We start from the raw sequence: 17,308 nt of genomic DNA on the forward strand, positions 1-17,308 counted from the left end.
TTTTTCGGATGCACTCGAACAATTTTCTATTTCCTTCGAATTGTTTCAAAATTTAAGCGAAAACTTTTCGGGATGTTTTCGATTTTTTAATTTGCTCCAAACCTTTCGAGCAAATTTCCAAAAAGCTTTTCGCATCACTCCCTCAAAATCAAAAAACATATAAATAGTAAAACCTAAACTTTTCAATCCGCAATCAATTCTCAAACTAAATCTCATCTTTCGAAATTGCTCCGATATTTTTTGGAATTTTTAAGAACACAAACGAAAATGTTTTGGATTATCCCGAAGCATAACTCGAGTTTTTTGAATTATTCGAGAATAGTTTCGAGTTTTACTGAAAAATTTTTCGAGCATTCTCCGATTTTTTTCGATTGCTCCCGAAAACTTCTACATATTTTCGGAATATATTTTCCACATATGATTCAAGGGACCTCTGCCCTTTCCCAAATCGAGCTTTGCGCTTATCGCACCCGATATAAATTCTTTTGCAAGTTTCACGGACTCTGGGACGTCGTGCCCCATCGCGAGATATGATGCAATTGCACTTGAAAGCGTGCAACCCGTTCCATGTGTGTTAGGATTTTCAATGCGCTCGCCCTTAATCCAGATTTTTTCCGAATTTTTGTAGAGAAGATCGTCCGCATCGTCGGTGCTGTGTCCGCCCTTCAAAAGAATGTAGCCCTCGAAAAATTCTCCGATTTTTTTCGCCGCTTCGACCATGTCGTCTTTTGATTTTATACTTTGTCCGGTGAGTGCTTCCGCTTCGGGAATGTTCGGCGTGATGATGTCGGCGACTTTAAAGAGCTCCGAAAGAAGTGTGTCCTTCGCTCCGTCCGCCATCAGCTTCGAGCCGCTTGTCGAAACCATGACCGGGTCCACGACGATGTTTTTTGCGTTGTATTCTCTAAGTTTTTTCGAAATCACTCGAATCAAATCCGCATTCGAAACCATTCCGATTTTTACGCTGTCCGGAAATATATCCGTAAAAATCGAGTCGAGTTCTTCTTCCAAAAATTTCGGCGTGACTTCGAAAATCGATTGAACGCCCGTTGTGTTTTGAGCGGTCAAAGCCGTGATGGCACTCATTCCGTAAACGCCAAGTGCGGTCATCGTCTTTAAATCCGCTTGTATTCCTGCGCCGCCCGACGAGTCGGAGCCCGCAATTGTAAGTGATTTATGCATGGTGTTTCCTCGTCATTTCCAAAAATTTTTCCTTCAAAAGTCGCGCGCTCTCTTCCACGTCACCGCTTCCAAAAATCGCTTCGCTCACGGCAATGCCATCAATCCTTGCTCCGCTTAAATTCTCCATATTTTCGAGATTTATTCCGCCTATTGCAACAATCGGAACGCCCGCCGCTTCGTCTATTTCATTAATTCTTTTCACATCAATCGGCACGGCATCAGTTTTTGTCGACGACGGATTCACAGCGCCCACTCCGAAATAGCTTGCACCCGCCGCTTTCGAAAGAATTGCCTGCAAAATCGTTTTAACCGTTGCGCCGATAATTTTCTTTGGATATTTTTTCCGCACTTCTTTAATCGAAGCATCGCTTCTTCCCAAGTGAACACCTGCGGCGTCAACCGCTTCCATGATTTCTACATTGTCGTTTATTATGAGCGGCACTTTGTATTCGTCGCATATTTTTTTGACTTCCTTTGCTCTAAATAGAAATTCTTCGTACGGCGTGTCCTTTTCCCTGAGCTGCAAGATTGAGACTCCGCCGTCCAGTGCTTTTCGAATTGAGTTGAAAAACTCGTCGTCGTTTTTTGTCCACCGCGGGTCGGTGATTCCATACAATTTTAAATCCAAATTTATTCCTCCCTATTTTTATGGACCGAATCTATATATTCGTTTAAAAATTCCATCGGTCCGCATTTCTTATTTTTCTCCGCCAAAAGTGACGCATCACGTGAAATATCGAGCGCCGCTTTCACATTTTTAAGACTCAGCCCCTTCGAGACACTTGCAGCTACAATTCCGCCGAGCATACAACCCGAGCCGACAATGTTTTTTAACATTTCGCTTCCACCCGAAACTTTTATAAACTCGTCGCCGTCCGCCGCAATGTTCGCCTCGCCTGTCATTACAAATATTATACCATATTTCTTTGAGAGTTTTTGAAGCACTTCTATTTTTTCGTCTTCACTCATCTCGTGCTCGTTGTCCACGCCGTGACTTTTTTCGCCGTTATATATGGAAAGAATTTCGCTCAAGTTCGCTTTAATAGCTCCCGACTTTATCTCATTTAAAATTTCAAAGAAGAACTCGCGCCTATATTCGCTTGCGCCGATTCCGACGGGGTCCACGACAATCGGAATGCCCTTTTCATTCGCCGCCCGAATCGAATTTTTTATCGCTATTTTTTTATTCTCGTTTAACATGCCGAGATTTATATAGAGAGCGTCGGCATTTTTTGTAATCGATGCGCTTTCGTTATAATCGTCCGCCATAATCGGATATGCGCCCGTCGCTTTTATGATTGCCGCAACATTATAAATCGAAACATAGTTTGTAATTGCATGTATGAAATATTTTTTCATTTTCTCACCCCATATGTATAAAGCCCCGTGGCGGGGCTCTATTTAAATTTGTTTGTAATTTTTGTCATCAATATTATTAAAATTTACGGCTCCGGTGTTTTTAAGCGCAAACAATGTGATGCCTGCGATGATTGAGCCGCCGATTGTAGATACCAAAAACGGAACTACAAATGTGAAAACGCCGATTTGTGCGGCGGTTTTTCCCATAAACCAAATTGCAATCGGATAAGAAAGCATTCCACCCAAAACTCCGGTTCCAAAAACTTCGCCCACGAGAGTCGGTAACAACTTTTTAGAATATTTAAACACGAGCGCCGAAAGTAAAGCGCCGACCATTGAACCCGGAAATGCGAGAGGGCTGCCGAGACCTGCGAGATTTCTTATTAAAGATGCAATAAATGCAACTATAACATTTAAAACCGGTCCCAAAAATACAGCGCCGACAACGTTTACAAAGTGTTGAACCGGTGCGCATTTGCTTCCTGCGATTGGAAATGAGAATGTACTTCCCGCAACTGCCACTGCGATTAAAACGCCTGCAAGCGCCAATTTTTTTGTGCTGATTTTTTTATCTGCCAATTTTATCACCTGTCAAATTTTTTGTGATAAACATTCTTAAAACAAATATAACAACAACTGCGATTGCAAGTTCGATTCCAAGATATGTGGCGTTGTATTTTATTGAATATGTCCATGGATTCATATTAATTTCTTTTGCATTTTCCGCAAAGAAAATAACTCCGGAAAGAACTGCTGCGACAAATCTTCCCAAAACTCCGACAAATGTTCCGCAAAATACCGGAACGATTGATTTCTGTTTCTTAAATTGTTTTGAGAAAAGTCCCGAGAGTCCGATTGCGCCGAATGCAACCGGATAGTCCAGGATAACTTGCGGAATGCTTACAAAATATCCGCCGTTTGCGAGTTTTAAAAGTCCCAAAACAACACCTGCAAGAACACCTGTGCCAACGCCGTGTCTTAGAGAATAAAAAATAATAGGAATCATAAGTCCCAAAGTGACGGATCCGCCTTGCGGTAATTTGAAAAGTTTAATTTCTCCCAAAACAAATGCAAGTGCGACCATAATGCCGCCTTCAACCAAAATTTGAGTATTCATCTTTTTACTCATTAAAAAAACCTCCTTATTCCAATCACTGAAGATTCCCGGGGAACCTGCACAGAAAAAAAGAGGTCAAACCTTGTCCACTTCCCTCCGCCGGCATTACCCGGTTCAGGTTCATAGGGTATCTCTCAGCCCGAAGGCACCCCCAGTGATAAGTAAATTTTCGATGCTTTTGTCCTTTGGACACGGCGTGCATCATGCCGATAATGAAAAATAATTCCCGTGGATTAACCACATAAATCCATTATACATTAAATAAAATGAAATGTAAAGGAATGGAAAAAGCGTTATTATCGAACGGGTTTCAAATTTTTTTAAATATAAAAAGCCCACTTATGTGAGCTTTTTAGTCAATGTATTCTATTTAAAAGAATTGCCCGAATGCTTAAAAATTGCTATGCAGTAGCCTCTTCCGCTTTCATTTTGTCGAGCTTTTTCATCGCATACAAATAGTTAACATAGTTTCCGATTGCAGCAACTGTCCAACTGAGCGGGTAGCTTAGATAGAGTACGACCGGAGTGTGAATCGATTGAAAAATCGTTGCAATCCAAATCATTCTTAAAATACAAACCGCCGTCAAGCCTATAATCATCGGAGTGATTGAATAGCCCATTCCGCGAAGTCCGCCGACCATCGTGTCCATAATGCCACAAAGAAAATATGTCGCACTTACAACTCCAAGTCTTTCGACACCATATTTTATTACTTCCGGTTCGTCGGTGTAGAGCCTCAAAAGTTTGTCCCCAAAAATCCATGCGCCGACTCCGAGAACAAGTCCGACAACTATTACAACTCTTACGCATGTCCAAAATATTTTTTTCACACGGTCGTATTGTTTTGCGCCCATATTTTGCGATGTGAACGAAAGCGAGGTTTGATAAACCGCGTTCATTCCCATATAAACAAAGCCTTCGAGGTTTCCCGCTGCGGTGTTTCCCGCCATAACAACCGAGCCGAAAGAGTTTATGCCCGATTGAATTAAAATGTTTGAAATTGAGAAAAGCGCACCTTGAAATCCTGCCGGAAGACCGATCTTCATCATGCCGAGCGCCTTGTCTTTGCTGATTCGGATTTTGTCGAATGAGAGTTTCATATATCCGTCGGCTTTTAGAAGGCTTGCAACTGTAAGAGCCGCTGCGATATATTGCGAAATTGAGGTTGCAATCGCAACACCTGCAACGCCCATTTTAAAAACTATAACAAAAATGAGATTACAAATAACATTAAAAATTCCGGAGATTGTCAAAAAGTACATCGGTCTTCTCGAGTCACCGATTGCCCTCAAAAGTGCGGAGCCGAAGTTATAAACCATAAATCCCGGCATACCGATATAATATATTTTTAAGTATTCTCCCGCAAGTTCAATTACTTCCGGCGGCGTTTGCATAAGTCTTAGAAGCGGCATCGCAGTAAAAATTCCCGCAAATAAAACAAGTATACCCCCGAGAATTGAAATTCCGATTGCGGTGTGGAGAGTGTCCTGTGCGTTTTTAAAATCTCTCGCTCCGACATTTTTCCCCATTATAACCGAGGCGCCGAGTGAGATGCCCATAAACATAGTTACCAATAGATTTATAACAGGACCTGTTGCGCCAACCGCAGCGAGTGCGTGGTGACCTGTGAACTTTCCAACTACTATTATATCGACCGCATTGAATGCGAGTTGCAAAACCGATGTGATAAAAAGCGGCATTGCAAATAAAAAAATAGGTCCGAGTAACGGTCCCTCAAGCATGTTAACAACTTTTTTAGAATTCATTTATTAACCTCCCTATAAAACATTTCGTTATCCTAATTAAAATAATTTTAACACAGAAAATATAATATTTCAATAATTATAGTGTTACAAAAAAAATAATTTTGGTGTATAATGATAGTTAATGGAGGTTTATATGAAAAAGTTTTTTGTACGATCTTTAATTTTTATACCGACAATTATTTTACAAATATTTTTGTACAGTCTACTTTTCGGATTTTTAAAAGAATTTGCGAATATAATTATTCCAATCACAAATTTGCTCGCAATCGGTTTTGTACTCTATCTACTTTCAAAAAGAATGGAAAGCAATTACAAGATTTCCTGGATAATAGTCATCATTCTCGCTCCGGTTTTCGGTGCGGTCCTCTATTTGCTGTTCGGCAACAAAAAGACATCCAGGGGTTTAAATAGCAAAATTATGAAGTCGCGCTTCGATTTGAACCACAAATTTAAAGACACGTATTTAATTGATTCAACCGCCGACAGAAACCTCGGTCATTTCAAACAAATAGAAAAATTGACCGGCATGCCGACCTACAAGTGCGAAAATGCAACATATTACGAAAGCGGAGAAGCATTTTTCGAAAATCTTATTGAAGAACTGAAAAAGGCAGAGAAATTTATTTTTGTAGAATTTTTTATAGTTGAAAACGGAGAGCTCTTTAAAGAAGTTTCAGACATTTTGATAGAAAAAGTCAAGGAAGGCGTCGACGTCAGATTTATGTATGACGACTTCGGAAGTCTTATGAAATTTTCGCTCATCGATTTGAAACGTTTAAAAGATGGCGGTGTGAAATGTCTTTTGTTCAATCCGGTTAAGTTTTTGGACCCGAGACTCAATAACCGCGACCACAGAAAAATGGTTATTGTGGATGGCGAAATCGCATTCAGCGGCGGCAACAATCTTGCGGATGAGTATGCAAACATCATCGAGCGCTTCGGCTATTGGAAAGACGTCGGCTTTAGCATAAAAGGCAATGGCGTGAATGTTTATTCATATATGTTTATGGAATTTTGGAACGCTTTTTCAAGCGACAAAATCAGCGAAAGCTTTCTTGACGTCGTTCATTCCGAGGAGGATGAATACGATGGAATTGTCGCATCCTACTACGATTCGCCGTTTTTTGAAGACGCGGTTTCAAACTCTCTTTATGTGGACATTCTAAGCGCCGCAAAGGACTATGTTTGGATTTACACGCCTTATCTCATTCTTCCAAACTCGCTTAACGATGCAATCATTCGAGCATCGCACAGAGGAATCGACGTGCGCATAATTATGCCGGGGATTCCTGACAAAAAGATGGTCTACCGCTTCGGCAGAAGTTATTATTCGGACCTTCTCTACGCCGGTGTTCGCATTTTCACATACACACCCGGATTTTTGCACGCAAAGGCAATCCTTTCGGACGACAATCTCTGTGCAATCGGAACTGTAAATCTCGATTTCAGAAGTCTTTATTTGCACTTCGAAAACAATTCTCTCTTTTATCACTCGAAGATTTCGATGGATTTGAAAAGAGATATGGAAAAATCTTTTTCCGAGTCTGCGGAAATTTATCGCTCGAGCATTAATCCGAGCATATTTAAGCGAATAAATGACTCAATATTCAGGATTATCGCTCCTTTATTTTAATTTCAAATTATTTTCAAATTTGTGATAAAAATCACTTGACATACCATTCGTTATCAGCTATAATTGAACTTACAATCAAATTCATCAAGAGCGGTGGAGGGACTGGCCCTATGAAACCCGGCAACCTGTTTAACAAACGTGGTGCTAATTCCAGCGGCAACGCCGAAAGATGACGCTAATACGAGTGTAACTCTTTATCTTTCGGTAAAGAGTTTTTTTATTATAAGGAGAACTATATGATAGAAGCAAAAAATTTAACAAAAGAATATCATGTGGACGGGCAAAGATTTAAAGCTGTCGACAATGTCAGCTTCGAAGTCGATAAAGGTGATATTTTCGCAATTATAGGTCTTTCAGGTGCGGGAAAATCCACCCTTGTTCGTCTCTTAAACAGACTCGAAGAACCGGACGAAGGAAATGTTTTAATCGACGGAGTGGATATAATGAGTTTGAGAGAAAAAGAACTTCTTGAAATAAGAAAGAGAATTGCATTCATATTTCAAAACTTCAATCTCTTTAATCAATACTCGGTCATAGAAAATGTTATGTATCCTTTGACCTTGACAAACAAAAAAATCGACAAAAAGAAAGCGGCACAAGAAGTGCTCGACTATGTCGGACTCATCTCAAAGGAAAAGGCTTATCCGAAGGAACTCTCCGGCGGGCAAAGGCAAAGAGTCGCAATCGCAAGAGCGCTTGTGACAAGACCTGAAATAATTCTCTCGGACGAAGCGACAAGCGCGCTCGACCCTGAAAGCACGAGAATAATAACCGACCTCTACAAAAGAGCGAGAGATGACTTTGAAACCACAACGATAATGATTACCCACCAAATGGAAGTCGCAAAGGACACCTCAAACAAAATCGCCGTTATGGAAAAAGGTCGAATCATCGAATCGAACAGCACGGTCGAACTATTTAGAAGTCCGAAATCGAAACTTGCGCAAAGCTTTGTAAAAAAAGCGGCGCCTTCAAATATAATCGACATTTCGAGCTTCGAAGGAGTTGTAAAACGACTTTCATACACAAAGCGCACCGTAAACACGCCGGTTTTAAACGACACAATCAAAAAATTCGACGTAAATATAAATCTCATCGAAGGAAATATAAACAATATCTCAGACGACCAAGTCGGATATATGATTGTTGAATTTAAAGGCGAAGATGCGGAAATATTCAAAGCTCTGCAATTTTTAAAAGAGCACAATGTAGAAATAAGCGAGGTGTTATAAATGAGAATTAAAGAAATTTTTGACATCGTCCTTCCGGCAATTCCGGAAACGCTCATAATGATATTTGTTTCGGCGCTAATTGCATTTATAATCGGACTTCCTTGGGCAATAATCACATATATGACTCGCCCTGATGGACTTAAGCCGAACAAAGTTGTGTACGCAATTTCAAACGGACTCATAAACATCTTCCGCAGCTTGCCTGCAATCATATTAATCATAATACTTGCTCCGCTTTCGAGAATAATCATCGGAAAGGCAATCGGAACCGCCGCCGCAATCGTTCCATTAACATTTGCAGCCGCACCGTTTGTCGCAAGACTTTTTGAAGGATATTTCCTCGAAGTCGAACCGGGAATAATCGAAGCCGCAAAATCAATGGGCGCAAACAACACGGAAATCATAAAAGTTATATTAAAAGAAACATTCCCTCAAGGAATATTGGGAATCACAATGACAATAATAAACCTCGTCGGCTACTCCGCAATGGCGGGAGTCCTTGGAGGCGGTGGCCTCGGCGACATCGCAATAAGATATGGATATCAAAGAAACCAAATTGATGTCCTCTGGTGTTCGGTATTGATTATCGTTATAATTGTGCAACTCGTACAATTTATCGGTAACTCATTATATAAAATTACTAATAAAAAATAGAAAAGGAGATTTTAAAATGAAGAAATTATTTTTATTAATCGTAACAATTGCACTCGCATTCACAGGATGCAAAGGAAAAGACAACACAACCACAACCACTGATGGCGGAAACGACGCTTCCGACAACAAAATCGTATTCGGAGTTTCACCGGTCCCACACGCAGAAATCACAGAAGCACTTCAAGAAGAATTCAAAAAAGAAGGACTCGAAGTTGAAGTAAAAGTATTTGACGACTATGTACAACCAAACCTTGCACTTGATCAAGGCGACATCGACGCAAACTTCTACCAACACCTTCCATACCTTGAAAACTTCTGCAAAGAAAGAAATATCGACCTCGTTTCAATCGGAAAAGTTCACATCGAACCGATCGGAATCTACAGCGACAAAATTAAATCGCTCGACGAACTAAAAGACGGCGACTCTGTTCTAATTCCAAGCGACCCGACAAACGGACGTCGTGCACTTCTTCTTCTCGAAAAAGCAGGACTCATCACACTCACAGACAACACAAAAGAAGACTTGACAGAAAAAGACATCAAGGACAACCCGAAGAACTTGGACTTCAGCGCTGCTGACCCTGCAAATGTTGCAAACCTCTACAAAGACGTTACAATCGCAGCAATCAACACAAACTTCGCATTGGGCGCGGGTCTGAACCCTTCAAAAGATGCACTCATCCTCGAAGACAAAGACTCACCATATGCAAACATCATCGCAGTTAAAAAAGGCAACGAAAACAAAGAAAAATTCCAAAAACTTATAAAAGTCTTCAACTCTGAAGCATGCAAAAAATTCATCGAAGAAAACTACAACGGGGAAATATACCCGGCATTCTAATAAAAGCGGCCATATGGTCGCTTTTTTATTGAGTGATTGTGTGGGAGTTTTTATTAAAATCAAATTTTTTGCCTTTCCTAATTGATTAAAATGTCATCTATCTCTTATCGCGAAACTTAAAACCCTCAACTTAATATCATCTGTACTTAAGGGTTCAATTCCTCTTTCCCGCACCCTGTTAATTATTAATAAAATCCAATAATCCTAATTTTAACCCATCAAATGCAAGTGGGATTTTAAAGAAGCCATAAATTTAAAAATGCAAACTATCTCCTTCTAATCTAACTTATTCAGACCATCATATAATTCATTAAAAGATTTTATTTTATTCATCCTTCCAAATGAAAACTCCTTATTTTCACCAAATTCTAATAAGAAACATTTTGCCAACTCCTCAACGGTAACCTCAAGTGTTTCAAAAAATGTTTGATAAGCAAAATTCTGTTCCTTGCTTCCTTCTTCAAACATATTAATTATCATCGACTCGCAAACTTGGTCCAAAGGATACATCTTTATGTGCATGAGCTCATGAACGATAGTTTCTTCAATGTTTTCATCTTTTGGATTTGATGCATTTAACATTAATATCGCCTTTTTATCAGTTGGATCAATCTTAAAATCCCCTGTCTTCTTCCAATCCTCGTCCTCTATAAACTCCAACCTAATATCCCACTCCGGAACTATTCTGAGTTTTTTTGTATACTTATCAAATAAATCTTTTGCCTTTAACTTATCCATATTTAACCTCCAATCTTATTAAAAATCTGTAATCTCAGTCCAACATAATAAATAAACCGAAATTTGCATTTGATTAATAAATCAAAATAAAAAGCTCATAATCTTAGTAAAAAAATCATAATTCCACTAATCAATAGAGCGACTACTGCCCATAAAAATCCGTCTATAACTTTTTGATATGGTCGTTTTGCCTTTTCTTCAATTTTCTGAATCTCATCTAATCTTTTTCCTTCGGTGAATGCTACAATCTCCTTATATGTTTGAATATCATTATCTTTCTTAATTTTATCAACTTTGATTGCAAAAAACATAGCACCACCCACTAATACAAAATATGGAATAAAGCCATACAAGCCAATGAATTTAAGCATCGGCATCAGCGAGATAGTTGCTACCAACATTAAAATCACCATCATTGTTGCATAGAAGTTCAGTTTTTTAACATCTTCTGAATTAATTTCCTTTTTCATTTGTTCAACATCTCCTTTAATTAAATTATCGATGGATATTTCAAAAACTTCACTTAGTAATACAATACTGTTAATATCAGGATAACTCTTATTGTTTTCCCAATTCGAAATAGTTTGTCTCGAAACATAAACTCTTTCTGCAAGTTCTTCCTGCGAAAATTCTTTTTCGCCTCTGTAGTATTTTATTTTATTTCCAAGTTCCATAAAATCCATACCTCCTTTCAAAATAATTATATTTGAGATGTTCTATTTTTCCATCAAATCCTCTTTACATCAACGTCTTTTTTATGTCAAAACCTTTTTACATAGCCTAAATCACTGAATCTAGCAGCGTTTTGCTCGTGAATTCAAATTCATCTAAAGTTATTATACCACGTTTAAAATATTATTGAATGCACGAGATTAATTAATAATTTTTTCCACCAACCACATATTGTTTTGTTCTGATTTTTTCTACAATATAAAAACCCACTGGAACATACTCAATTTAGGTCTAGTTTCCAACCATCTTTGATACAATTAAGCCATTTCTCTTGACCCTGAAACTCTTTACATTTGGGCATAGAAAAGCACCTACTAAGTACAATTAAGTGCTACCTATGATTATTGATATTTATTATTTAGATACTCTTCATTTGCCTTTATGAGCTTCTTATAGTAATTATCATAGCTCTTGCTAAATTTTCTAATAAGTGGAATTGCTATTTCATAATAATGATTTTCCTTCATAAAGTTTTTAAGCTTATCCTGAATCTGTTTCATCATGCTATTTTGATACTCTTCACTATTTTTATAGCTCTCATAATGAGAAATTACATCTTCATTATCTTTCATCCACTTTTCCGGATTCTCAACAGCATCGAGTTTAGCCTGATTTATATCCTTTAATGTTTTCATATCAAACGATGAACTAATCTTCTCAATGTATTTTTTCTCTTCTTCAGTTAATTCAAACGAAGGAAGTCTATCAAGATAATCTATATATTTGTAAAATGAATCCTTACCGTCATTTTCTAATGGTTCATTCAAAAATGGTTGATAGGCGGCAAAGAACATTTGTCCAAAATATCCCGGAAAAGCAATTTCCAGTTTTTCATAGATAGTTTCTTCCACCTCAAGTGATGAAACTTTCTCATTGATTAGTTCATTGCTTTCGCCTTTAACAATCATTTCCAGTATTGCATTCCTTTTTTCATCAAGGTCCAATTGATGTTGCTTTTTCCTTAAAACAGAAGACAGAGTGTCACCGCCTGACGATATGCACTGACTAATATCTGAGATATTCATTCCCAATTTTCTAAATATAGACACCTTTTTCAGGATTTCTAAATCCTCTGTACTATAGTCTCTATAACCATTCTCTGATTTCTGAGGATGAATGAGTCCTTTATCCTCATAGTATTCGATTGCCTTTCTAGTTAAACCCGTTTCTTTTTGAATTTCACTTCTTAACATGGTTATCTACCTCCTTTGATTAAAGGATAATACGGTCCCCAACGGACATGTCAAGCCCCATACACTATATAAAATTCCCACTTATCTATAAACCAAAACAGTGCCTCAACATTTTTGTGAAGTACTTATTTTCTTTTTGATAAATCTTATTCAAACCGACACTCAAACCGACAATTTATTGTCGCTTTTAACTGTACAATCTATCAAAAAAAGACCATAACACTTAAGTTATGATCTAATTTTTATCCAAATGTAAACCACTTGGAACTATTCTATATTTATCCATCCCTAAACACGCTGTCTATTTGCGAGAAGCCGTAAGATTCACCAATCGAGCATCGCTCACACACTCTCTCTTGGGCTAGGGCTTCGAAAACGTATGCATTTCAAAAATTATAATTTAATTTCTACGCCCTTGGATCTTAATGATTCAATTAATTTTCTTTCTTCATCTGTTAAAGTTTGGTCTTTTCCGCCAGCATGGTCTGCATACCATGCATCGAAAATTTCAATAATTCTATCAGCTAATCTGATGTCCCTTTCACGAATTTGCTCTAATTGCCAATCTATAACGTTAGATTCTGATAGCTCTTTAACTATATAAATTTTAGATTTTTTATACAACTCTTTCTTCTTTTCAAAGTATCCATTGCTTGCAATGATATTCAGTTTCTTTTCAAAAGGAATTTTGTTGCCCAAATGTTCAATAGTTTCGTTGACCTCTTCTTCTGAAGAACTTGGAAAATACGAGCTCTGCCATTTATTCGGAAGAATGTGTTCTATTTCCCACTTGTCAGGCAACAATTCATTTTGTTTGTCATTATCATAAGCAATTAACTTCAAAAGCATTCGGACAACATTCTTGTGGGGGTTTTTAAGTTCATCGCGAATTACATTTTTATCCACTGGTCTGAATTCAAATTGAGGATTTTCATTAATAATAATGTCGGCATTTAAATTTAATATGCTTTGTTTTACAACATTGATTGTTGGCGTTACTATATATCGACTACATAAATTTACAAAGAGTTTCTTTAAAAATTTAAGAAAATTAATTTCAAAGTCGTCTTTATCTTTGTAAGATAAATAATAATTAATAACTGGATACTTCCAAAACTCATTTGGATATGATGTAAGTATATCCAAAACCTTTAAAATATCAATATTTTTTGACCAGGCTTCGCCTTCGAGCTCCTCTCTATTTTTAACCACAGACCAAAAATTTAGAATTGTACTCAAATTATCCAACAAATCTTGTTCATAAAGTCTGCTAAATGCGTTTGATGAATAATATTTTCTCAATCCTGGAGTAGTTGTCTTTTTATCATTATCTTTAGCTCTTAAATAAAACATATAATAATAAAATAACTTTTGGATACCCTCATCAGCATAATCTGCATTTGAGCTAATATCCTGCCATTTTTGAATGAATTCATCCCTAGACTCAGGATTTTTTATATTATTATATATTTTTGCCTTAAAAATATCAGCATCAGATAGAGGCAGTCCCCTATCATTAAGTGTTGAAAATATTGTAAGAGCAGTATCTTGGCTATCTGCCCTAATTGGAAGAACTATAGCCTTATTTAAAATATTATATACAAAATTATAAAAAGTTAAGGGTTCATCTTTTGCATATTGATCAATTAAATCCTGAAATAAAAGATAATTCTTTGAATAATTATCCTTGGCATCCCTTTCAGCAACGCCAGTTTCAATAATATTCTTTAACAAATTATTGTACTCAGATTCAAATGCTCTTGACTCCAATAAGGTTTTACTCTTATCAGGCTCGCCGCTAAGCTTGTCTGTCTCCCATAGAACCGGTTCAATTTGATTTATAAAATTATTTTGCTCCTTAGATGGATCCATTTTCTCAATTTTGCTGTATAAAGCCCTTAGCAATAAACAAAGGGTTGTTATCCTTTGTTGGCCATCTATGATTTCCTGCTCATTATTATCATTTGTAAAAGAAACAATCGTGCCTAGAAAATATGGTGAATCTAAATTTTGCCTAGTGTATTCAACAAAGTCATCAAAAAGAGTTTGGACTTCATCTTCACCCCAGGCATAAGGCCTCTGATATTCAGGAATAACAAACCTACTCTCTTTACCTTGTCTTAAAAAATCTTGTATTGAACTCCCATTTTTATTATCAATAGTTGTAGTCATAAAATTCCTCCTTTTGTTTTAAAATTTGTCTGTACTTTTATTTAAAATTATTATAACATATCAAATTAATAATTTCATAAAAAAGCCCACTCTATATTGTGATCTTTAAAAAAATTCTATTCTATATTTATCCAGTTCTAAACACGCTGTCTATTTGCGTGATAAAACGGAATTATTTCGCGCTGTGCAGAATGTTTAGGAGTGAGGCGTAGTCATACCTACGCCGCAGCGACTAAATCATTCGAACAAGCGAAATAAACCGTTTTAGCCGCAAATTTATTCCCATTCTTCTTTTCAAACGTCCGATATATCCCAAACCATTCAAAATACTAGGTCCTATTTTTTAGAATATCACTAAATCCACCTAATTATAGGACGTTTTCAGATTTTTAGTCCCGTCCCAGTCCCAGTACCGGAGAAATTATATTCATAAATTTTAAATGAAATATAATACGTTAATCTACCATGCTTAAAAAATCTTGTATCATTTCTGTTAATTCATATCTTTCAGTTCCATCAGCATCAATGTACTTCTCTGCATCTCTAATTTGTACTGCAGTCATTTTAGGCCATAATTTTTCTAAAACATCATTAGGAGACATTCTTATGGCAGAACCAATTTTCTTTTTAGCGTCTTCTGTTTCTGAGAATTGTGAGTCAAATACTTTTTCGTCTATACAATCAATACTAATATAATTTTCTGGTTCTCTTTTTCTAGTAACATATGCTTTTATGCCTTTATCTAATAAATTTTTTACCTGTTTACGATTTCTTTCCTCATCAGCAGTTCCTTTATCAGAGTCCAACAAAATTCCCCAAGGTATTGAAAATTGTTCTGCTATTTTTTGTGTTATCCAATGTTTAAGATTCCCACAACCACCTATTGGTACGATTGCTATATTTTTTTCATCAAATGTATTACTTACATAATTACTTTCTTTTAATTTATGTGCTGTATGTTTGAGAAAAATAACATCAGATTTACCTTCGACTAGAATAAGTGCTTTAGCATTGCTACTAAAAGGTTCTGGTAAAACTCCTAGCATTTCTGCTATTTGCTTATATACTTCATCCGAACTGTCCCTTACTAGTGTAACCTTATCAGTCTTATCTACTAATCTTAAACTATTTAGCGGTAAGAGACCACAAATTGCAGGTGTATGTGTTGTAACTATCACTTGAGCATTATCTTTTTTTGATATTTCCAAAAAAGCCTCTACAAGTAATTTTTGATGTAATGGATGTTGAGATGTTTCTGGCTCTTCAAAAGCATAAATTATTGAACTGTTTTGATCATCTTCAGATAATTGTCGTTCTGCTTCCGCTCTAAAAAAATTTAATAGAACTAATCTTCTGACTCCACTCCCTCTTTTATTCATAGGTATATTATCATCTGAATTTATTGTGAGTTTAAATAAAGAATCAAAATTAGGCTCAGTTTTAAATTCAGGTGTAAGAGATGTAGCTAATTCACTGTTCATATCTTTAAGTTTATTTAAAGTTCTATTTGCAGTATCTAACGCTTTTTTTCTAACTTCTTCTTTGATTACGTTAAGTTCTTTTTCTACTTCTTGCAAAGCCTTTTGTACAGCAACTTTCATCGGATCTGTTATTTCTTTATCTGTGTCAGAGCTAGAACGATCTGATTGGAAAAGAGCATAATAGGGTAAATATGCTTCTAATTTACTATATATTTTTTTCGAATCTTCTTTATCAACAGGAACATCTGTAGTGACTAAATTTAATTTCTCATTTTCCTTCCATATAGCTTGCCTCAAACTAACACTACTTCTTGCATCATATTTTGATTCATCAATATTAAGATCTTTTGCTCGTTGTTTTAAATCTTTAATCTTTAACGTTAATAAATCATTAAAGTTTTCATCAGAAGGATGATTGCAAACTATAAATGTAGAAGGTTTCGGTTTTGCAGCACTGGCTTTAAATACTTTTTTTATTTCCAGCAAACCATCAGCGTTTAGTAAAAATTCTTTTTTTAATGTCGTTTCAGAAGAAGCATCTATAGAAATCGACTCTAAAATCGGAGAAAAAACACAAGTTATCTCTATTAATTCATCTCCTTGACTATGGTTTATAGATAAGTCTTCTTTTTCACATACAACGATCTTATTATTAAAAAATATCTCCAAAGCTTCTAGTATAGTAGATTTACCAGAATCATTTTTACCAACTATAGTTGTAAGGTCATCTATTTTTATAGATACCTCATCTTTATATCCTCTAAAGTTTCTAATTTTTACACTATTAAGCTTCATTGACCTTTCCTTTCTATTATCAACATTTTATATTTTTTAAATTATAATCATTTTTACTCATAATTAAATCTATTCATCAGTAAAGATAAACTATAGTTTAGGAACTATAGAATTATTATCTATACCATTTTTAATAATGTCCCACCTTGCAGCTTTAATTTTATTTAGCAATTTCCTGCGACCATTGGGAAATATATTAATATATAAACTCATTATCCTAGAAAAGCTGGTGTCTAAATCAACTTTCTTATTTGTCTTATCTTCTATCTCACATAAAATACTTGTGTAAAATGATTCAGGAAAAACAGATTTTGACTCTGTGCTTATACCTGCACCACAAAAAAGAACTAAATTGTTTTTCAAAACGGACTCAATAATCTCTTCAGGCATATCAAAATTTTTATTGTTTTTAC

General features: G+C 36.3%; 15 protein-coding genes, 1 pseudogene and 2 riboswitches. Of the genes and pseudogenes, 4 read left to right on the plus strand and 12 right to left on the minus strand.

The window, feature by feature from the left end; translation table 11 throughout:
- Positions 1-387 precede the first annotated feature (387 nt).
- The 6 genes from thiD to SPI61_RS05465 all read right to left on the minus strand — a co-directional run bounded on the left by thiD (position 388) and on the right by SPI61_RS05465 (position 5,424).
- Entirely contained in the window at positions 388-1,182 is a 795-nt protein-coding gene (thiD, locus tag SPI61_RS05440; RefSeq protein WP_321137107.1) for a bifunctional hydroxymethylpyrimidine kinase/phosphomethylpyrimidine kinase, read from the minus strand.
- Positions 1,175-1,810 (minus strand): thiamine phosphate synthase, encoded by a 636-nt coding sequence (thiE, locus tag SPI61_RS05445; protein WP_321137108.1) that lies wholly within the window; start codon positions 1,808-1,810, stop codon positions 1,175-1,177. Before thiE ends, thiD begins: the two co-directional genes overlap by 8 nt.
- A 2-nt stretch (positions 1,811-1,812) precedes the next feature.
- Complete coding sequence (locus tag SPI61_RS05450) at positions 1,813-2,541, minus strand: hydroxyethylthiazole kinase (protein WP_321137109.1); 729 nt, start codon at positions 2,539-2,541, stop codon at positions 1,813-1,815.
- Positions 2,542-2,583: 42 nt separating this feature from the next.
- Positions 2,584-3,120 (minus strand): energy coupling factor transporter S component ThiW, encoded by a 537-nt coding sequence (gene thiW, locus SPI61_RS05455; RefSeq protein ID WP_321137110.1) that lies wholly within the window; start codon positions 3,118-3,120, stop codon positions 2,584-2,586.
- Positions 3,110-3,670: an energy-coupled thiamine transporter ThiT gene (gene thiT, locus SPI61_RS05460; protein ID WP_321137111.1), complete on the minus strand. Its 561-nt coding sequence runs from the start codon at positions 3,668-3,670 to the stop codon at positions 3,110-3,112. Before thiT ends, thiW begins: the two co-directional genes overlap by 11 nt.
- Before the next feature lie 62 nt (positions 3,671-3,732).
- Positions 3,733-3,821: riboswitch (TPP riboswitch) on the minus strand.
- A 238-nt stretch (positions 3,822-4,059) separates the two neighbouring features.
- Complete coding sequence (locus SPI61_RS05465; RefSeq protein ID WP_321137112.1) at positions 4,060-5,424, minus strand: MATE family efflux transporter; 1,365 nt, start codon at positions 5,422-5,424, stop codon at positions 4,060-4,062.
- Between the two features lie 133 nt (positions 5,425-5,557).
- Between SPI61_RS05465 and cls the strand changes: the two genes are divergently transcribed.
- The 4 genes from cls to SPI61_RS05485 all read left to right on the plus strand — a co-directional run bounded on the left by cls (position 5,558) and on the right by SPI61_RS05485 (position 9,784).
- On the plus strand, positions 5,558-7,057 hold the full coding sequence (gene cls, locus SPI61_RS05470; protein WP_321137113.1) for a cardiolipin synthase: 1,500 nt from the start codon (positions 5,558-5,560) through the stop codon (positions 7,055-7,057).
- A gap of 78 nt (positions 7,058-7,135) precedes the next feature.
- Positions 7,136-7,233: riboswitch (SAM riboswitch) on the plus strand.
- A 60-nt stretch (positions 7,234-7,293) separates the two neighbouring features.
- Positions 7,294-8,289, plus strand: coding sequence for a methionine ABC transporter ATP-binding protein (locus tag SPI61_RS05475; protein ID WP_321137114.1), 996 nt, complete (start codon positions 7,294-7,296; stop codon positions 8,287-8,289).
- On the plus strand, positions 8,290-8,943 hold the full coding sequence (locus SPI61_RS05480) for a methionine ABC transporter permease (protein ID WP_321137115.1): 654 nt from the start codon (positions 8,290-8,292) through the stop codon (positions 8,941-8,943). It abuts the gene before it with no gap.
- A 16-nt stretch (positions 8,944-8,959) separates the two neighbouring features.
- Positions 8,960-9,784 (plus strand): MetQ/NlpA family ABC transporter substrate-binding protein, encoded by an 825-nt coding sequence (locus SPI61_RS05485; RefSeq protein WP_321137116.1) that lies wholly within the window; start codon positions 8,960-8,962, stop codon positions 9,782-9,784.
- Positions 9,785-10,060: 276 nt separating this feature from the next.
- Here SPI61_RS05485 and SPI61_RS05490 read toward each other — a convergent pair whose 3' ends face one another.
- The 6 genes and pseudogenes from SPI61_RS05490 to SPI61_RS05515 form a co-directional block, all read right to left on the minus strand.
- Positions 10,061-10,522 carry a hypothetical protein gene (locus tag SPI61_RS05490; protein ID WP_321137117.1) on the minus strand — a complete coding sequence of 154 codons (462 nt, stop codon included), beginning with the start codon at positions 10,520-10,522 and terminating at the stop codon, positions 10,061-10,063.
- Between the two features lie 95 nt (positions 10,523-10,617).
- Positions 10,618-11,205 (minus strand): helix-turn-helix transcriptional regulator, encoded by a 588-nt coding sequence (locus tag SPI61_RS05495; protein ID WP_321137118.1) that lies wholly within the window; start codon positions 11,203-11,205, stop codon positions 10,618-10,620.
- A gap of 390 nt (positions 11,206-11,595) precedes the next feature.
- Positions 11,596-12,447, minus strand: a complete 852-nt coding sequence (locus SPI61_RS05500; protein ID WP_321137119.1) for a MerR family transcriptional regulator — start codon at positions 12,445-12,447, stop codon at positions 11,596-11,598.
- Between the two features lie 393 nt (positions 12,448-12,840).
- A complete protein-coding gene (locus tag SPI61_RS05505; RefSeq protein ID WP_321137120.1) occupies positions 12,841-14,619 on the minus strand; it encodes a DUF262 domain-containing protein in 1,779 nt (592 codons plus the stop codon).
- 455 nt (positions 14,620-15,074) lie between these two features.
- Positions 15,075-16,895: an ATP-dependent endonuclease gene (locus SPI61_RS05510; protein ID WP_321137121.1), complete on the minus strand. Its 1,821-nt coding sequence runs from the start codon at positions 16,893-16,895 to the stop codon at positions 15,075-15,077.
- A 90-nt stretch (positions 16,896-16,985) separates the two neighbouring features.
- Positions 16,986-17,308, minus strand: a pseudogene (locus SPI61_RS05515) (hypothetical protein); the annotation flags it as partial.

Origin of the sequence: Ezakiella sp., from assembly GCF_034180565.1 — a bacterium.
GTDB lineage: Bacteria > Bacillota > Clostridia > Tissierellales > Peptoniphilaceae > Ezakiella.

Excerpts from the sequence above, each read along its gene's own strand:
- thiD (WP_321137107.1), bottom strand. The coding sequence starts at position 1,182 with ATGCATAAATCACTTACAATTGCGGGCTCCGACTCGTCGGGCGGCGCA.
- SPI61_RS05450 (WP_321137109.1), bottom strand. The coding sequence starts at position 2,541 with ATGAAAAAATATTTCATACATGCAATTACAAACTATGTTTCGATTTAT.
- thiT (WP_321137111.1), bottom strand. The coding sequence starts at position 3,670 with ATGAGTAAAAAGATGAATACTCAAATTTTGGTTGAAGGCGGCATTATG.
- SPI61_RS05465 (WP_321137112.1), bottom strand. The coding sequence starts at position 5,424 with ATGAATTCTAAAAAAGTTGTTAACATGCTTGAGGGACCGTTACTCGGA.
- cls (WP_321137113.1), top strand. The coding sequence starts at position 5,558 with ATGAAAAAGTTTTTTGTACGATCTTTAATTTTTATACCGACAATTATT.
- SPI61_RS05475 (WP_321137114.1), top strand. The coding sequence starts at position 7,294 with ATGATAGAAGCAAAAAATTTAACAAAAGAATATCATGTGGACGGGCAA.
- SPI61_RS05480 (WP_321137115.1), top strand. The coding sequence starts at position 8,290 with ATGAGAATTAAAGAAATTTTTGACATCGTCCTTCCGGCAATTCCGGAA.
- SPI61_RS05485 (WP_321137116.1), top strand. The coding sequence starts at position 8,960 with ATGAAGAAATTATTTTTATTAATCGTAACAATTGCACTCGCATTCACA.
- SPI61_RS05490 (WP_321137117.1), bottom strand. The coding sequence starts at position 10,522 with ATGGATAAGTTAAAGGCAAAAGATTTATTTGATAAGTATACAAAAAAA.
- SPI61_RS05495 (WP_321137118.1), bottom strand. The coding sequence starts at position 11,205 with ATGGATTTTATGGAACTTGGAAATAAAATAAAATACTACAGAGGCGAA.
- SPI61_RS05500 (WP_321137119.1), bottom strand. The coding sequence starts at position 12,447 with ATGTTAAGAAGTGAAATTCAAAAAGAAACGGGTTTAACTAGAAAGGCA.
- SPI61_RS05505 (WP_321137120.1), bottom strand. The coding sequence starts at position 14,619 with ATGACTACAACTATTGATAATAAAAATGGGAGTTCAATACAAGATTTT.
- SPI61_RS05510 (WP_321137121.1), bottom strand. The coding sequence starts at position 16,895 with ATGAAGCTTAATAGTGTAAAAATTAGAAACTTTAGAGGATATAAAGAT.